This is a genomic window from Pseudomonas sp. B21-009, from assembly GCF_024749345.1.
Lineage (GTDB): Bacteria > Pseudomonadota > Gammaproteobacteria > Pseudomonadales > Pseudomonadaceae > Aquipseudomonas.
In genome coordinates this window covers 651,291-668,925 of the sequence record NZ_CP087199.1, presented here as the reverse complement: position 1 = coordinate 668,925, position 17,635 = coordinate 651,291, and the positions used below count along the sequence as shown (strand labels likewise).

The 17,635-nt window shown below is 65.0% G+C and carries 10 protein-coding genes; 4 read left to right on the top strand and 6 right to left on the bottom strand.

What is annotated here, in order from left to right:
- Positions 1–86: 86 nt before the first annotated feature.
- The gene (gene pbpC, locus LOY34_RS02950; RefSeq protein WP_230090919.1) at positions 87–2,441 is read right to left on the bottom strand and encodes a peptidoglycan glycosyltransferase PbpC; all 2,355 of its coding nucleotides are present in this window, start codon (positions 2,439–2,441) and stop codon (positions 87–89) included.
- Between the two features lie 104 nt (positions 2,442–2,545).
- Here pbpC and LOY34_RS02945 point away from each other — a divergent pair, with 104 nt between their 5' ends.
- Positions 2,546–2,839, top strand: a complete 294-nt coding sequence (locus LOY34_RS02945) for a hypothetical protein (RefSeq protein ID WP_038997361.1) — start codon at positions 2,546–2,548, stop codon at positions 2,837–2,839.
- Positions 2,840–2,889: 50 nt separating this feature from the next.
- On the opposite strand, the gene LOY34_RS02940 is transcribed toward LOY34_RS02945, so the two are convergent.
- Positions 2,890–7,839: an alpha-2-macroglobulin gene (locus tag LOY34_RS02940; protein ID WP_195885597.1), complete on the bottom strand. Its 4,950-nt coding sequence runs from the start codon at positions 7,837–7,839 to the stop codon at positions 2,890–2,892.
- Positions 7,840–7,986: 147 nt separating this feature from the next.
- Between LOY34_RS02940 and LOY34_RS02935 the strand changes: the two genes are divergently transcribed.
- Positions 7,987–9,330 (top strand): MATE family efflux transporter, encoded by a 1,344-nt coding sequence (locus LOY34_RS02935; RefSeq protein ID WP_258664264.1) that lies wholly within the window; start codon positions 7,987–7,989, stop codon positions 9,328–9,330.
- A 67-nt stretch (positions 9,331–9,397) separates the two neighbouring features.
- On the opposite strand, the gene speA is transcribed toward LOY34_RS02935, so the two are convergent.
- The 4 genes from speA to LOY34_RS02915 all read right to left on the bottom strand — a co-directional run bounded on the left by speA (position 9,398) and on the right by LOY34_RS02915 (position 13,644).
- Positions 9,398–11,311, bottom strand: coding sequence for an arginine decarboxylase (gene speA / locus LOY34_RS02930; protein WP_045197019.1), 1,914 nt, complete (start codon positions 11,309–11,311; stop codon positions 9,398–9,400).
- A 153-nt stretch (positions 11,312–11,464) separates the two neighbouring features.
- The gene (locus LOY34_RS02925; RefSeq protein ID WP_010221702.1) at positions 11,465–11,836 is read right to left on the bottom strand and encodes a translation initiation factor Sui1; all 372 of its coding nucleotides are present in this window, start codon (positions 11,834–11,836) and stop codon (positions 11,465–11,467) included.
- A gap of 194 nt (positions 11,837–12,030) precedes the next feature.
- Positions 12,031–12,567 carry an NUDIX hydrolase gene (locus LOY34_RS02920; protein ID WP_195885596.1) on the bottom strand — a complete coding sequence of 179 codons (537 nt, stop codon included), beginning with the start codon at positions 12,565–12,567 and terminating at the stop codon, positions 12,031–12,033.
- A gap of 3 nt (positions 12,568–12,570) precedes the next feature.
- The gene (locus LOY34_RS02915; protein ID WP_045197016.1) at positions 12,571–13,644 is read right to left on the bottom strand and encodes a DUF2333 family protein; all 1,074 of its coding nucleotides are present in this window, start codon (positions 13,642–13,644) and stop codon (positions 12,571–12,573) included.
- A 283-nt stretch (positions 13,645–13,927) separates the two neighbouring features.
- Between LOY34_RS02915 and LOY34_RS02910 the strand changes: the two genes are divergently transcribed.
- Positions 13,928–15,544, top strand: coding sequence for a PleD family two-component system response regulator (locus LOY34_RS02910; RefSeq protein WP_195885595.1), 1,617 nt, complete (start codon positions 13,928–13,930; stop codon positions 15,542–15,544).
- Positions 15,545–15,653: 109 nt separating this feature from the next.
- On the top strand, positions 15,654–17,615 hold the full coding sequence (locus tag LOY34_RS02905) for a methyl-accepting chemotaxis protein (protein WP_258664263.1): 1,962 nt from the start codon (positions 15,654–15,656) through the stop codon (positions 17,613–17,615).
- The last annotated feature ends 20 nt before the right edge of the window (positions 17,616–17,635 follow it).

The following is a 17,635-nucleotide window of genomic DNA, read 5'->3' as shown; positions in this document are numbered from 1 at the left end:
GATCCCGAACAGTACAAGGCCGCCAGGGCGGCGGCCTCGTCAATCCAAGCGTAGGTGCTGGCCCTGTCATCGTCTAATAGAGAGCGTCAGTCATTGACCTGGAATTCGACCCGGGCGGTTTCGCCGCTTTCATCCAGGGCGCTCAGCTCGAAGCGCCCGGCCTGCTCAAAGCTTGCCGTGAGGTTCTCCTGACCGCTGGTTTCGCCCAGCGGCGCACCGTTGAGGAACCACCAGTGGCGTCCGTTACCGCCAAGGGCCGAGACCTTGAAACGCAATGGTTCGCTGCTGGTGGCCGGGCGGCGTAGCTGATCGCCCTGGCGCACACCGACAATCGACAGCGGCGGCGCACTGGCCGGCACCTGCGGCGGGCATTGCGGGTCGACCTTGGGCAAGCGCGCCTCGCGGCGTTCCACCCTTGGCAGCCACGGTTCAAGTGGCGACGGCCAGAGGGCGATTTCCCGGGCCTGGGCGCCGGCGCAGGTAGCGTCGACACGCAAGCCCTGATCGTTGACCCAGACCGTCTCGCGCAAGCCGACACTCAAGGGCTGGTCCTGGGCCAGCAGGGTTGGCGGCGTGGTACCGTCCAGGGTCCAGGCAAAACGCTGGCGCCGGCAATTGGGGTCCTGGCGGGCCATGGGTTGGCCGAGCGGCCAGCAGATCGCCGCAACCCCGACGTTGGCCGGCACCGCCGCCACGGGTGTGGCAATCCCGCGCTGGCTGTCGCGGTTGCTCAGCACATCATGCACCTGCAGCATCAACGGCGCCGCCGAGGCCAGGCCGAACTGGCCGGGCACCGGCGTGCCATCCGGGCGGCCGATCCAGATCCCGATCAGGTAACGCGGGCCGACGCCAATCGACCAGGCATCGCGAAAGCCATAGCTGGTGCCGGTCTTCCACGCCAGTTGCGGGCGCTGCACTAGCTCTGCGTGAGGGTCGCGGTCCGGGCGCGCCTGGCCGCTGAGAATCCGCCGGATAATCCAGGCACTGCCGGGCGACAGCAGGCGTCGCTCAAGCAGCGGGTCATTGGGTTGCAAGCGGATCGGCGCACTCAGGCCATCGCGGGCAAACGCGGCGTAGCCGCCCACCAGGTCTTCCAGCCGGCTACCGGCGCCGCCAAGAATCAGCGACAGGTTAGGCTCGGCCAGCGGCGGCAAGATCAACGGCACGCCGCCACTGCGCATCTGCGCGGCAAAGCGTTTCGGCCCGTAGGCTTCAAGCAGTTGCACCGCCGGCAGGTTCAACGACAGGGCCAGGGCGGAACTGGCGGCAACCGGCCCGCTGAAGCCCATGGAGAAATTGCCCGGGCGATAGTCGCCGTAGCGGCGCGGCACGTCCTGCAGCAAGGACTCGGAATGGATCAGGCCATCGTCCATGGCCATGCCATAGAGGAACGGCTTGAGGGTCGAGCCGGGGGAACGCAGGGCGCTGATCATGTCGACGTGGCCAAAGCGGCGCTCGTCATTCAGGTCCACCGACCCCAGGTAGGCGCGCACCGCCATGTTCTGCGCCTCGACCACCAGAATCGCCGCCGAGGTCCGCTCGGGCAGGCGCGCACGCCAGCCCAGCAGCAGGTCTTCCAGGCGCCGTTGCAACGAGGCATCGAGGGTGGTGCGAATCAACGGCGGGCTGTGCGGGCGGTTCAGCCGTCGCGCCAATAATGGCGCCAGCGCCGGCTCCTGACGTGGTGCCAGCAACAGCGGTTCCTCTTCAGCTTCGGCGACCCGTTGCTGCGGCCACACCTGGTACTCGGCCAGGCGCTGCAAGACCTTGTCCCGCGCCGCCTGGGCGCGCTCCGGGTGCCGATCCGGGCGCAGGCGGCTGGGCGCCTGGGGCAACACCGCGAGCAAGGCCGCCTCTGAAGGCGTCAGGTGCATCGGCGACTTGCCAAGATAGGCCCAGCTGGCCGCGGCGACACCCTGCAAGGTGCCGCCGAACGGCGCACGGTTGAGGTAGATCTCGAGGATCTGCGCCTTCGACAGGTGCCATTCCAGTTGCGCGGTACGCCACAGCTGGCGCAGCTTGCCAGGCAGCGTACGCGAGTGCGGGTCGAGCAGGCGCGCGACCTGCATCGACAGGGTGCTACCACCAGACAGCACCCGGCCACCGCGCAGGTTCTGCCAAGCCGCGCGGCCCAGGGCCAGCGGGTTGACCCCGGGGTGATGGTAGAACCAGCGGTCCTCGTAGGTCAGCAACGCCTCCAGGTAATAAGGCGAAACCTGCTCGGCAGTGACCGGGTAGCGCCACACCCCGTCGGCATCGGCAAAGCGCCACAGCGGCGTGCCGTCTTCGGCCAGGACTACCCGGGCGAGGTCATCGGCCGGCATCGGCAACGGCCAGATGCGGTCGGCAAGCCATAGCAAGGCAATCAACAGCAAGGGGATGGCGAGCAGCAAACCCAGGGGTTTGCCGATGACGCCACGCAGGCGAGCTAAGATGTGCATCAGGCCCTCCTGGCGTAGCAGCTACGCAGGGAACCGACCCGGCCCTGGCATGGCCAAAGGCTTGGCAACGGCGCATTCGCCGAATTGATCATCAGGAAGCAACTATGCATGTAGAAGGTTTTTTCGAGTGGCTCGGCCAGGCGCTGGGGGCGGTGATCCGGTTTATCGTCGACGGCCTGAGCGGGTTGTTCAACCTGCTGGCCAACGCCGGTGGCAATTTCATCGAGGGCCTGTCACGCACCCTGGGCATGGACACTTCGCTGGTCAGCATCCTCGCCCTGATCATCGGCCTGATGTTGCTGTACTCGGCGATCCGCGCCTTCATGCGCGCCTCGATCATACTCGGCATCATCTGGCTGGTGCTGGGTTTGTGGGTGCTGAGCTGGATCATTCACTGACTAAATAGAAGGTGTGGGAGCGGATGAGCCCGCTCCCACAACGCCCTGTGTCAGCGGCCTTTAACCACCAACTCGGCAGGCGATTCGCCCACCGCGTTGTAGTTTGGCCGGTACATCGACTCGACCTGCGGCGGCGGTACCTTGTAGGTCCCCGGGGTTACCGCGCGGGCCAGATACAGCAGGTGGGTGGTGGAGTACTGGTCGATACTCAGCGCCGCCACGTAGCGGTCATCACGAAACTCCTGATGCACGACCGCGGCGTTCTGCATCGACTCGCGCCATTGCTTCACTGCACTGCTGGCGTTCTCAAGGCTTGCCGCGCTTTGCGCCAGGTTCTGGTTTTCCAGCTCCAGGCCCGCCGGTAGCAGGTCGACCACCAGGGCATCCGGCACCTGGGTATTGGCCGTCACCGCCAGGTGCACCAGCACCAGGTCACCGCTCTTGAGCGCCTTGATGTCCAGGGCCTGGCCATTCATGCCGAGGAACTCGCGGCGGATGGTCATGCCGCTGCCGCGGGCAACCGGGGCCTGGCGCGGATAACCGGACAGGGTCAGTTGCTGGAACAGCGTCTCGCTGCCTTCGTTCTGGATGGTCAGCGGCGAGGCCAGCAGCGGGCCTTCGAGTTTCATCCCCGATTGCTCGTTGTTGAATTCGCGCACTTCACCGGCGCTGTCCAGGCGTGCCGACCAGTTACCTTCAGGCTTGCGCAGCAGGCCACGACCGGCAAGGTACAGCGCGTTGCGCTCCTGGGTCGACAACCAGCGGTTACCCGCCATCTGGTCGGAAAGCTCGAACAGCCGTGCATCGAGCTTGTCGCTGGCCAGGTTGTTCTCGGTCAGCAACGACAGGATCAGCGCCTGGTCACGCACCGGGCTGCCGTAGTCGGCCAGCCAGGAGTTTTCGCTGCGGGTGACCGCCAGGCCGGCCTGCAGCGCCTGTTGCGCACGTGGCTTGTCACCCATCTTGTCGAGGGCGATGGCCAGTTGTACCAGCGGCAAGCCGGAACGCGCATCGCTGCGCCGCTCGAACAGGCTGCGCAGGGCACCCAGCGGCGCTTGCTGGGTACGCGCCAGCACCAGAGCAGCATACGACTGCACGGCAAAGCGGCTGTGCTCGGCGTTCTGGCTGTAGCTGATCTCGATCAGGTTGCGCTCCTGCAGGTAGCGCAGCAGGCGCTCGCTGGCTTTTTTCAGGGCCTCGGGCGGCACGGCATAACCTTGCTCGCGTGCACGCAGGAGGAAGTCGGTGACATAGGCGGTCAGCCAGTATTCTTCCTCGTCGTCAGCGCTCCACAGGCCAAAGCTGCCGTTGTAGCGCTGCATACCCAACAAGTGCTCGATGCCCATCTCGATCTTGCGCTTGCGCACGTCCGCCGGCTCACCCGCGATGCCCAGGCGCTTGAGCGTTGCGGCATCGGCGTACAGCGACGGGTACAGGCCACTGGTGGTCTGCTCCAGGCAACCGTACGGATAGGCTTCGAGCGCACGGATCTGCTCGGCCAGGTTCAGCGGCGGGCGGCTCGACAGCGCCAGCGAGGCCTCGAGGCCCGCCGGTTCGAACAGCGCCAGGTCAGCTTCCGGCAGGGTCCAGGGTTGGTCTTTGAGGGCGACACGATAATGCTGCAGCATCGCCGGGTAGGCCGGGCGAATGCCCAGGGTCCAGTCGCGGCTGAAGGCCGTGGCCGACTCGCCTGGCAGTTGCAGCCCTTGCACCTCGACCTTGACCTTGCCTTGGCCCAGGCCACCGTTGGCCTGTACCGGTACCAGCAGGGTGACGCGCTTGCCTTCGGTGAGGCTCAGGGTTTGTTCGGCGGCGCCGAGCAGATTCAGCTGGCCTTCGGTGCTCAGGCGCACGGTCAGGTTCTGTGCCTTGCCCGACAGGTTGGAGAGGTCCAGGGCCAGGGTCGTGCGGTCCCCGCCGGCGAGGAAGCGCGGCGCCGAAAGCTCGGCAATCAACGGCGCGGCGACCACGGTCTTGCCTTCGGCCATGCCGTAGCGCTCGTCGGTCCAGGCCTGGGCCATCAGCCGCAGCTCACCGTTGAAGTCAGGGATATCGACCGTCGCTTCGCCTTCGCCCTTGTCATTGAGGGTTACCGGGGCGCTTTGCTTGGCAACAATGGTCACCGTGGTGTTCGGGCGCTTGCCGCCCTTGGCCATGGCCGCGTCACCACCGAAGGCCAGGCTGGCCAGACGGCCCTGCCCGGCTTCGATCAACTGGCCATAGATATCCAGTTGGTCAGCACCATAGGCCTTGCGGCCGAACATGCCGGTAAACGGGTCGGGGGTTTCGAACTCGGTGATGTTGAGGATGCCCACGTCCACCGCTGCCAGCAGTACATGCACCTGTTTGGGCACGCTGCCGTCGGCGTTGCGCGCTTGCACCTTGACGGTCAGCGGCTGCTTGGGACGCATTTTTTCCGGGGCATTGAGGGTTACCGCCAGCTTGCGCTCGTGGCGATCCAGCGGCAGGTGCAGCACACCCACGGCACGTTTCGGCGTGGCATTGACCTTGCGCTCGCCCGGGCGAATCACCAGGGCGCTGACATACAGGTCATGGCGCGCCCACTTCGGATCGAGCTTGACGGCAAAGCTCTTGCCTTCGGCCGGTACATCGATTTCTTCCCACCACAGCGGGCCTTCGCTGGACTCGACCATCAAGTAGCCGGTGCCTGCGGCAGGCGGAGTGACGGTGATATTGGCGGTAGCGCCATCGGCATACGACGGTTTGTCCAGGGCCAGTTTGACCTGGTCCGGACGTACGGCGCCGCCGTCGGCGTTGTCCTGGGCACGGTAGCCGGCCCAGAAACGCCCGCTCGACACCAGGCCAGTCTGCGGGTCTTCGACCTCGACGCGGTACGGGCCCCAATCAACCAGGAAGTTGACCCGGGCGGTGGAGCCGGCCTTGACGTTGACCGTCTCTTCGCTCTGGATGAGGAATTTCTCGTTGTAGTTGTAGCTCCAGCCGTCGCTCTGCGAGTAGTTCCAGTAGTAGTCGCGACGCTCGCGGACCAGGCGCACCTTGAGGTTGTTGACCGCCAGCTTGTTGCCTTGCGGATCGGCCACCAGCACTTCGAACTCCACCGGGCCTTCGCCATCGGTTTCTTCACCCTCGAACAGACCGCGCAAGCCAGGCAGGCGCCCGGCCGGCCAGATCGGTTGCTCAAGGCGGCGGGTGATCGGCCGGCCACCGGACTCCTGCAGGCTGGCCTGCACGGTCAGTTGCAGCGGCGAACGGGCTTCGGACCATTTGCTTTCGATGTTCAGGGTGGTCTTGCCGTTGCTGTCCAGGTTGACTTCGTCCAGCTCCAGGTCCTGGCTCAGTTCCTCTTCAGTGATCGAACCGAACTGATAGCCCGGCAGTGCCGGCACCGCTTCACGCAGCGGGCGCACATAGGCCTGGCCGCTCAGGCGATTGCCCGAAGCCGGGGCGCCGTACAGGTAGCGACCGTTGACCTTGATCTGTGCAGTCTGGTCCGGGCTCAGCGGCTTTTCGCTGCCCTTGAGCTCCAGGGCCAGACGCTCGGGCAGGAAATCTTCGACAAGGAACTCGAACACCTGCTTCTTGCCGCCGCCGAGGTCGAACAGCAACTGCCAGCGCCCGGTCGGCGCTTCATCGGCCAGTTGCAGCTGATACTGATAGAAGCCATTGGCATCGGCTTCCCAGACGAACTTGCGGCTGATCTGCTCATCCGGACGGCGCACTTCCACGGTCACCGGTTGCGGCTTGAGCGGGCGGCCATCCTGGTCACGCAACAGGCCGTTGAGCAGCACGGTTTCACCCGGGCGATAAAGGTCGCGCGGGCCGAACACGAAGAACTGCAGCGGGTTGGCCTGGGGGCCGGTGATGTCGAATTCGGCCAGGTCCAGGGCAGCGCTATTGAGGCGCAGCATGGTGGTGTGCACGCCCTGGTGGGCCAGCAGGGTTTCGGCTTTCGGTGGCGTCGGCAACTGGGCATGGCCGTCGCTGTCGGTCTTGGCCTGGGCCAGCACGCGGCCTTCGCCGTCGAGCAGTTCCAGCTCGACACCGCTCAGCGCCTTGCCGCCTTCCAGGCCTTGGGTGAAGACATCCAGGCGGTTCTGGTAACGGTGCGCCGAGACGCCGATGTCACTGAGGGTGAACAGCGTCGCCGGTTGCGTGTAGTCGTAGGTTCCGGAGGCACGCATTACCGCCAGGTACACGCCTGGCTCTTGCAGCGGCTTGATGCCGGCAATCGGCAGCAGCACGGTTTCGCGGGTGTTCTTCGCCGGGTTGAGGTCGAAGCGGCCGCTGTAAACCAGCTCGGTCATGTCCAGGATTTCTTTGGACGTGTAGTAGTACAGGCTGCTGTTGCGGCCCCAGGTGGCGAGGAACGGCGACAGTTTGTCCGACTTGATGCGGAAGAACTCGACATCGACCTTGTTGACGTTCAAGGCGATCACCGGCAGGCCTTCGGCCAGTCGCGTCGGCAGCAGCGAGCCACGGCTGGCGAAGCCGATGGTCGATTGCATGTCGCGGGTTTCCAGGCGGCTGATCGACTCGGCGGGCAGGCGCTTGCCATTGACCGCGAGCAGCCCGGCGTCGATGGTCAGCACCAGCTTGCGCTGGGGCTCCAGGTGGCGCAGGCGCAGCTCCATCTTGTTGGCAGAAAGCTCCCAGGCGCCGTCGACCTTGCCTTTGACGGTATCGACCAGGTGCACCTTGTCAGCGAAGTTCTGCTGGTCATCCAGCGGCACCGAGAAGGTCAGGGCCAGGGCGCTGGCGCCATCGACCTGCACTTCCGAGACATCCACCACGCTCAGCTCGCGACCGGCATAACGCTTGGCCAGAGTCGCGGCATCGTCCTTGGCCGCAGCGGGCTTGGTCGCGTCTGCGGGTGCAGCCGGAGCGGCCGGGGCCGGGGCTGCGGGTTGGTCCTGGGTCTGCGCAGGCGGGGCCGCGGGGGCCGGTTTGTCCGGGGCAGACGAATCGCAGGCACTGAGCAAGGCCAGCGCGCAGGCCAGCAACAATCCTTTGTTGAGCATGGGAGTAGTAACTCTCGGGCAGCGGAATCTTAGGGGTGCACTATATATCAACCGCGCCGCAACAGTGATGCGGCGAGCGGATGTGAGACCGCCTTCGCACGATTTGGTGCCCGCAGCGGCTACAATGCCGGCTTGCCAGGAGCTTTCATGTCCCGTTTGCTGACCGACTGGCGCGACCGCCCGACCCATATCAAGGTCTGGGCGCTGGCCGCGCCGATGATACTTTCGAACATTTCCGTACCGCTGGTGGCCCTGGTCGACAGCGCCGTGATTGGCCACCTGCCCCATGCTCATCAGCTCGGTGCGGTGGCGGTGGGCGCCAGCCTGTACACCTTCCTGGCCTGGGTGATGGGCTTTCTGCGCATGGGCTCGACCGGTTTCGCCGCCCAGGCGGCGGGTCGTGCCGACGGCGCAGCACTGCGTCAGGTGTTGCTCCAGGGCCTGTTGCTGGCGCTGTTTTTCGCCCTGCTGCTGGGTGTTCTGGCCCTGCCGTTCAGCCACCTGGCGCTGCAACTTATGCAGCCCTCGGCAGCGCTGGAGCAGTCGACCCACGACTTCTTCCAGACCCGCCTGCTCGGCCTGCCGGCGGCGCTGGCCAGCTTCGCCCTGGTCGGCTGGTTCCTCGGCACCCAGAACGCCAGGGCGCCGCTGGCGATCCTGCTGACCACCAACCTGCTCAACATCGCCCTCAACCTGTGGTTCGTGCTCGGCCTGGACTGGGGCGTGATCGGTTCGGCGCGGGCCTCGGTGATTGCCGAATGGAGCGCCGCCCTGCTCGGCCTGGCCCTGACCCGCCCGGCCCTGCGCGCTTACCCCGGGCAGATCGCCTGGGCACTGCTGGCACGCTGGCAGAGCTGGCGGCCGCTGCTGAGCGTCAACCGCGACATCTTCATCCGCAGCCTGGCGCTGCAAGCGGTGTTCTTCCTGATTACCGTGCAAGGCGCACGCCTGGGTGAAGCGACCGTGGCAGCCAATGCCTTGCTGCTCAATGGCCTGCTGCTCACCGCCTACGCCCTTGATGGCCTGGCCCATGCGGTCGAAGCGCTGTGCGGGCACGCCATCGGCGCTGGCGATCGCCAGGCGCTGCGCCGCTCACTGACCGTCGCCTGCGGCTGGTCGCTGCTGGCCAGCAGCGGCTTTGCCGTGTTGTTTTTGCTCGGTGGGCATCTGTTCATCAGCATGCAGACCGACATCGCCAACGTGCGCGAAACCGCCTACCAGTACTTGCCGTACCTGGCCTTGCTGCCGTTGATCGCGGTGTGGAGCTATCTGCTCGATGGCTTGTTCATCGGCGCCACGCGGGCGCGGGAGATGCGCAACGGCATGCTGCTCAGCGTGCTCATCGCCCTGCCGGTTGCCTATCTGGCTCGCGATCTGGGCAACCACGGCCTGTGGCTGGGCTTTCTGCTGTTCATGGCCTTGCGCGGGGTAACGCTGGGGGTGATGGGCTGGCGGTTGCAGCGGCGGGATGGGTGGTTTGTGCGTCGGTAGTTGAAAGCATCGCGGGTCAAGTCGGGTCGACGCGCAGCCAGCGACTGCACGCGACCCGCACCACTGATCAGCTCGACAGGTACGACGAACGGGTCAGGCCCAGACGCAGGGCGTCGAGGAACTGGGTCTTCTCACGGGCGGTGATCTTGGCGCTGGCGCACTTGTCGCGGTAGTGAGTCATCAACTCCTCCGGCGACAGGTGCACGTAGCGCAGCATGTCTTCGATGGTGTCATGGGTCTCGATACCGGCGTGGTACACGCTGCCGTTCGGGTTCTGGTAGATGTTCACCGAGTCGGTATCACCGAACAGGTTGTGCATGTCACCGAGGATTTCCTGATAGGCACCGACCAGGAAGATACCCAGCAGGTAGTCTTCACCTTCGTTGATCGCGTGCACCGGCAGGCTGGTCTCGATGCTCTGCTCGTCGACGTACTGGTTGATCTTGCCGTCCGAGTCGCAGGTCAGGTCTTGCAGCACGGCGCGGCGCAGCGGCTCTTCGTCGAGGCGATGCAGCGGCAGGATCGGCAGGACCTGGCCAATGGCCCAGGTGTCCGGCAGGCTCTGGAACACCGAGAAGTTGCAGATGTACTTGTCGGCCAGCTTGTCGTTGAGTTCGTCGAGCACCTGGCGGTGCGAGCGTTGGCGGGCCTTGAGCGAGTTGTGCAGGCGCCGGCAGACCGCAAAGTAGCACTGCTCGGCCAGGGCTTTCTCGGCCAGGGTGATCTTGCCGTCGGCATACTGGGCGGCCACATCGCTCATGTAGTGAGTGGCGCGCCAGTAGGTTTCGGTGACCATCTCGATATCGGTCGGGCCGAGCAGGTCGGCCAGCCACTGCACGGTCTCGGGCAGGCTTTCCTTGTTCTCGATCAGCGGCACTTCGTCGTTGTGCTTCTCGACGTCGGTCACCTGCACCACCAGCACGGCGTGGTGCGCGGTCAGCGAGCGGCCGCTCTCCGAGAAGATATGCGGATGTGGCAAGCCCTGGGCATCGCAGAACTCCTTGAGCATGCCGACCACGACACCGGCGTAGTCATCCATGTCGTAGTTGATCGAACTGGCGTTGCGCGAGTGGGTGCCGTCGTAGTCCACACCCAGGCCGCCGCCGACGTCGATGTGATCGACCGGCAGGCCCAGCGCGCGCAGCTCGCCGTAGTAACGGATGGCTTCCTTGAAACCGTGCTGGTAGTCGGCCAGGTTGGCGATCTGCGAGCCCATGTGAAAGTGCAGCAGGCGGATGCCCTGGTCCAGGCCGGCATCGCGAAAACGCTGCACCACCGAGATCAGTTGCGCCGCCGACAGGCCGAACTTGGACTTCTCGCCACCGGTATCGGCCCACTTGCTCGAGGCCAGCGACGACAGGCGCACGCGCAGGCCAACTTGCGGCTTGACCTTGAGCTCGGCGGCTTCTTCGATCACCAGGGCCACTTCCGACTCTTTCTCGATGACGATAAAGACGTTGTGGCCGAGTTTCTGGCCCATCAGTGCCAGGCGGATGAACTCGCGGTCCTTGTAACCGTTGCAGACGATGGTGCCGCCTTTCGGTGCCAGCGCCAGCACGGCCAGCAGCTCAGGCTTGGAGCCGGCTTCAAGGCCAATGGAAACGTTCTGGGTGGCGATGATGTTTTCCACCACCGCTTCTTGCTGGTTGACCTTGATCGGGTACAGCGCGGTGTACTGGCTCTGGTATTCCAGGCGCGCGATGTTGGCGTCAAAAGCGCCGGTCAGCTGGCGCACGCGGTCCTGGAGGATATCCGGGAAACGTACCAGCAGCGGCAGCGACAGGCCGCTCTTGCGCAGTTCGTCGACCTGTTCGAACAGGTCGATCGGCGCGCTGCCAGGCCCGTTCGGGCGGACTTCGACGCGCCCGGCCTCGTTGATTGCGAAGTAGCCGGCCCCCCAATGGCGAATGCCGTAAACACTGCGGCTGTCCGCAACTGTCCATTGGCTGCCATCGTCTTTGCGTGTGCGTCGTACGGACATTGAAGTCCCCTATATAGAAAGTCGAAAAACACCGGCCTGCATGGGGCGGGCGCAGTGTAAAACCTGAAAGTGACGATTATCCGTGTTCAGGGATAGACCCTTCCTACGGGAACGAGTTTAGAAAGCGAATTGCAAAAAATCGCGATGCAGTCTTCAGCCGCCGGACTTTTTCGCTTTGAAGCCCTGTTTGATCAGCTCGGCCAACAACAGCTCGACATGATCGCCCTGGATTTCGATGACCCCGTCTTTCAACGCGCCGCCGGTTCCGCAGCGGCGCTTGAGCGTGCTGGCCAGATCCTTGAGCTGTTCCAGGGGCAGCGGCACGCCGCTGATGGTCGTCACCGTCTTGCCGCCACGGCCCTTGCTTTCGCGACGCACGCGAGCAATGCCATCGCCTTCGGGGATGAGCGTCTGTTTGCAGATGCAGGCATCTATGGGTTTGCTGCAGTCCGGGCAATGCCGGCCTGCATCAGTGGAGAACACCAGGCCACCGAGGGCGGCGAATGATGCGGCTTTCTTGGCCACTTTTGATCCTCTACGGTGAGGATAAAAACTGGTCGACGCCCCTGGCGGGGTACCGACCGCGAAGCCCCACTCTGGCAGGGGCAGCGCAACTGCCGCATGAAGCGTGCGGCAGCCTTTAAAGGCCGCGCAGTGTAACGATAAAAGTCGCGAATGCTAAGTACAAAACTGCGCCATTTTGCATGTGTTTAGCGACGTCAGGCTCGACGGTCGAGGTAGCGCCGCAAGGCAGCCAGTGAATCGGGGCAATATGGCTGTTGCTGGCTGTCGGCCAGGGCCTGCTCGACGGCGATGAAGCGTGCCTCGCTGACCTCTTCGGGCTGCAGGCGCAAAGGCCCGTCCCAGACCGCCGAGAACACCGCGCACCAGAGCCGGTTGCCGGTCTGGTCGAAGAAAAAACATTCATGCGCGGTGAGTTCGACCCCACCGACCCCCAGCTCTTCTTCCAGTTCGCGGGCCGCCGATTCGGCATAGCCCTCACCGGCCTGGACCATGCCACCAGCGGCGACATCCCAGTAACCGGGGTAAATCGCCTTGCTCTCGGTGCGCCGGTGCACGCACAGCTGGCCAGCGGAATTAAACAAGAGGATGTAGGTGCCGCGGCCAATCAGCCCGCGCTCGCGCAGCTCGGCGCGGGCCACGGCGCCGAGCAGGCGGTCGCTTTCGTCGACCCAGGCAATCAGTTCGCGGTCGGAGGCGGCGCGGTGCGCTGCCTCCTGCTCGGAGATCGACACCGATCAGCCCTGGGTCAGCAGTTGACGCAGGTCGATGACGGCAGCGTTGGCCCGCGAGATGTAGTTGGCCATGACCAGCGAGTGGTTGGCCCACATGCCAAAGCCGCTGCCATTGAGCACCATCGGGCTCCACAGCGGCTCCTGCGAGGCTTCCAGCTCACGGATGATCTGCCGTACGCTGACCGTGGCGTTCTTCTTCGCCAGCACATCGGCGAAGTCGACCTCGATGGCGCGCAGCAGGTGCGACAGCGCCCAGGCCTGGCCGCGGGCTTCGTAGAACACGTTGTCGATCTGCAGCCACGGGGTTTCGACCACTTCTTCGTCAAGCTGCGGCACCTGGCCCGGCAGCACCGACTCGGTCTTCAGGGTGCTGTTGAGCTTGACCCGGCCGACACTTGCCGACAGACGCTGCGACAGCGAACCCAGGCGGGTGGCGACGTCGCCCAGCCAGTTGTTGAGGTTGTCGGCGCGGGTGTAGAACAGCGCGCCCTGCTGATCCGGCGAGGCCAGGCGGTTCTGGTAACGGGTCAGCGAGTTGATGCCTTCCTGGAACTCCGATTCGCTCGACGGCAGGATCCAGCTCTTGTTGTCGAAGTTGAAGCGCGGCTCGGCCTTGGCCAGGTCAGCGTCTTCGGTGGACTGCGACTGCGAGCGGGCAAAGTCCTTGCGCAGGGCGCGGCTCAGGTCACGCACCTGGACCAGCACGCCGTACTCCCAGCTGGGCATGTTGTCCATCCACAGGCCAGGCGGGAAGCGGTCGTTGGAAATATAGCCGCCGGGCTTGTTGAGCAGGGTGCCGGCCACGGTCTTGAGGGTTTCGATGGTGGTATAGCCGACGACCATCTGCTTGCCGGTTTTCTCGGCGGCCGCCTGGGCGTTCTGCTGCACCGGGAACAGGTCGGGCTCGGCGCTCCAGTACCAGCCCAGGCCCACGCACACCAGCAGGTACAGGCCGATCAGCGAGCCCAGGGCGCGGCTGAAGAACAACCCGCCAAAATAACTGCGGGTGGCAGCGGTGCGCGGTTCGACCCGCTCACGCGCCTCGGCTTTGCCTGTACGGTTTTTCCAGTCCAGCATGGCGTTGTCCTTTCAGTCACGTCGGTTCAAGGGGTTCGACCGCAACCCCCGGGCTTCGTGCCAGCGCGATGGGCTTTTAATGCCGCGCGCCACCTGCCGGGGTCGGCAAGTATCGCTGCACTATAAATCAAGCACGGCGCTTCGCATAAGCGACTATTGGGTCAGCAAATGAATAAACGGACTTGTACAGTTAATTGATACAAGGCACTCGATTGCCGGGAAAGTGGTGCTAGCATAGAGCCATCACTCGAACTCAGCCTCACCCCTTATAAGTAGTCAGGACATGACCGAGCCAGAAGACCCCAATCGTGAGCGCCTCAAGCAACACTTTGCCCAGCGGGTCATTCATCAGGCCCGGCAAATCCTCGAGATCTGGCAGCGCCTGCAGCGCAGCGAGTGGTCGACTGGCGACCTGGGTGAGCTGTGCGAAGCCAACCTGCGCCTGCAACGCTATGCCGAGCGCTTCGAGCAGCCCGAGCACAGCCAGCTGGCCGAGGCCATCGGCCATGCCCTGGAGGCGGTCGAAGCCAACAGCGCGCGCCTGAGCAGCCAGCTGATCAGCGACCTCAACCGGCTGATGCAACGTTTGTCGCGCACCGGCCTGCGCCAGGGCGACCAACTTGAGCAAGTGCCGCTGCCGCCGCTGCGCAAGCCGGTGTACATCATGCTCCAGGACCACGACCGCGCCGAGCGTCTGGCCCAGCAACTGGAATTCTTCGGCCTCGGTGTACAGGCCTTGTACAGCGCCGCCGCGTTCCAGGCGACCATGAGCGAACGGCTGCCCTCGGCAATCGTCATGGACGTCGACTTCACCGGCCCCGGTGTCGGCCTGCAACTGGCCGCCCAGGCCCAGCAGGGCCTGGAGCAGCGGGTGCCGTTGCTGTTCTTCAGCTTGCACGAAACCGACACGCCGACGCGCCTGGCCGCCGTGCGCGCCGGTGGCCAGGAGTTCCTTACCGGCACCCTGGAAGCCTCGAGCCTGCTGGAAAAGGTCGAGCTGCTGACCAGCGTCACCCAGTACGAACCGTTCAAGGTGCTGATCATCGACGACTCGCGGGCCCAGGCCCTGCACACCGAGCGCCTGCTCAACAGCGCCGGGATCGTCACCCGCACCCTGATCGACCCGATCCAGACCATGGCCGAGCTTGCCGACTTCCAGCCCGACCTGATCATCCTCGACATGTACATGCCGGCCTGCACCGGCACCGAGCTTGCCAAGGTGATCCGCCACAACGACCGTTATGTCAGCGTGCCGATCATCTACCTGTCGGCCGAGGACGATCTGGACAAACAGCTCGACGCCATGAGCGAGGGCGGTGATGACTTTTTGACCAAGCCGATCCGCTCGCGGCACCTGATCACCACCGTGCGCAACCGCGCGGCCCGGGCGCGCAACCTCAAGGCGCGGATGGTGCGCGACAGCCTCACCGGGCTGTACAACCACACCCATATCCTGCAATTGCTCGAAGACTGCAGCTTCCGTGCGCGCCGCGAAGCGCAGCCACTGAGCTTCGCCATGCTCGACATCGACCACTTCAAGAAGGTCAACGACAGCCACGGCCACCCCATGGGCGACCGGGTGATCAAGAGCCTGGCGCTGTTCCTCAAGCAGCGCCTGCGCAAGACCGACTTCATTGGCCGCTACGGCGGTGAAGAATTTGCCATCGTCATGCCCAACACCGACCTGGGCTCGGCGCACAAGGTGCTCGACGAAATTCGCCGGCGCTTTGCCGAGATCCATTACCCGGCCCAGCCGCGCGACTTGTCCTGCACCTTCAGTGCCGGCGTGGTGCAACTGAGCGAAGGCCTGGACGCCCTGAGCATGGCCACCGCCGCCGACGAGGCGCTGTACCGCGCCAAGGGTGCCGGGCGCAACTGCGTGCAACGGGTCGAAGCATAAAGGCAAAGTGCCAGTTTTTTTTCACCGAACCGCCCGCTCCGTCATAACCCGGTCATAAAAACGCAATAACTTCAGGCGCTTACCATTCGGCCGTTGGTAGACACCGGACATGCGCCTGAAGCTGCTCACCAATTTCAATACCCTGTTGCTGGTTACCGTGTGCATCGCCCTGGGCGCGACCCTGTGGTGGTCGCAGCGCGCCCTGGAGCGCCCCTATTTATTAATGGAGCGCTATCTGTCGCTGTCGCAGCAATTCCAGAACCAGGCGGCGCGCAATATCCAGGACTACCTGAGCAGCGGCGACGCCCTGCGCCATGCCACGGCGCTGCAGACCACCGCCGCCCTGCAGGGTGAACTGGAGCAACTGCCGGCAGAGCTTGCCGAGCGCCTGCGCCCGAGCCTGGACAACCTGCAGCGCTTCACCGCCAACGAGTTGCTGGGCGCCGGCAAGCTGGCCGGCGACCCGCAGGCCCTGTTGCTGCAGGCCGAACGCGAACTGGGTGCGAGCCTCGAGCAACTGGCCAACTATGCCCAGAGCAGCACCAGCAGCGATGCCGGGCGCTATTCGCCGCTGCTGTTCAACGCCTCCCTGCACCTGTCGCGGCTATCCCTGGCGCGGGACAAAATGGTCAGCAGCGGCCGCAGCGAACTGGCCGATGAAGTCGAGCGCGAACTTGCGCAGATCGCCGCCCAGGCGCAGTTACTCGAACAATTGCCGCTGCTGGGGGTGACCGCCAGCAGCGCTTCGAGCGCCGACGATTTTGCCGCGCTGATGGGCCTGGAGCCCCAGGCCAGCACAGCAACCGAAGACACCGGGGTGGCGCTCAAACGCGAACTCAACAGCCTGATCAAGCGCTACCCCTTCGAGCTGCAGCGCACCCGCGAGCAGATCCAGCAACGCAGCGCCCTGGCCAGCAGCACCTTCGAGCGCATCGGCGCCGTGCAGCAGGCCATCGCCGAGCTCGAACCCAGTGTGCGTAGCCAGCATGCCGCCATCCAGGGCGAAGTGCGGGTGATCCAGGGCCTGATGATCGGTTTGATCCTGCTGATCGCCCTGCTCATCGACACCCTGCAGCGGCGCCTGGCGCGGGTGCTGACCAACCTCGCGCCGGCACTCTCGCGCTGGGCCGAGGGCGACTTCAGCCAGGCCATTGCCCTGGGCCGCAGCAACCGTGAAATGCATGATATCCAGGACTCGCTGAACCGCCTGCGGGTCTACCTGGTCGAGCTGGTCGGCACCATCCGCCACAACGCCGAGCAGGTCGCTGGCAGCAGCCACGCCCTGGCCGGCATGAGCAGCGCCCTACACGACGGCGCCGAACGCCAGGCCGGCGACACCGCGCAAATCCGTGATGCCCTCGGCGAGCTGGAGGCGACCATCCTCCAGGTCGCCGGCGACGCCAGCCAGGCGGCCGACGCCAGCCACGACGCCGGGCGTGCGGTCGAGCAAGGCCAGGCAGTGATAGGCCAGAGCCTGACCGGGCTGCGGGCGCTGGTCGACGAAGTACAGGGCAACGCGCAGATGATCGAACAACTGGCCGAGGAATCGGCGACCATCGGCGGCGTGCTGACGGTGATCCGCTCGATTGCCGAGCAGACCAACCTGCTGGCCCTCAATGCCGCGATCGAAGCGGCGCGGGCCGGGGAAATGGGCCGTGGCTTTGCCGTGGTTGCCGAAGAGGTACGCTCCCTGGCCCTGCGCACTACCGGCGCTACCGGTGAGATCCAGACCTTGATCGGGCGCCTGCAGCAGGCGGCCCGCGAATCGGTTGAAGGCATGCGCGCGCAGCTCGAACATGCCGAGGCCACCGCTGACCAGGCCCAGGCGGCGGATGGCGCGCTGGATGAAATTGTCGCGGCAATCCAGACCATCTCGGCCACAGCGGTACGGATTGCCGATGTCACCGCCCAGCAGAGCGGCGCGGTGAGCGAGATTCGTGACCACAGCGAGCGGATTCATGGCTTGGGTGAAGACAACTTGCAACGTATTGGTGAAGGGCGTGAGCAGGGTGAGCAGTTGCTTCGCCTGGGTGGCGAGTTGAATACGGCGGTGCGGGCCTTTCGCCTGTGAGGATGTGTCGCGGCGATCCG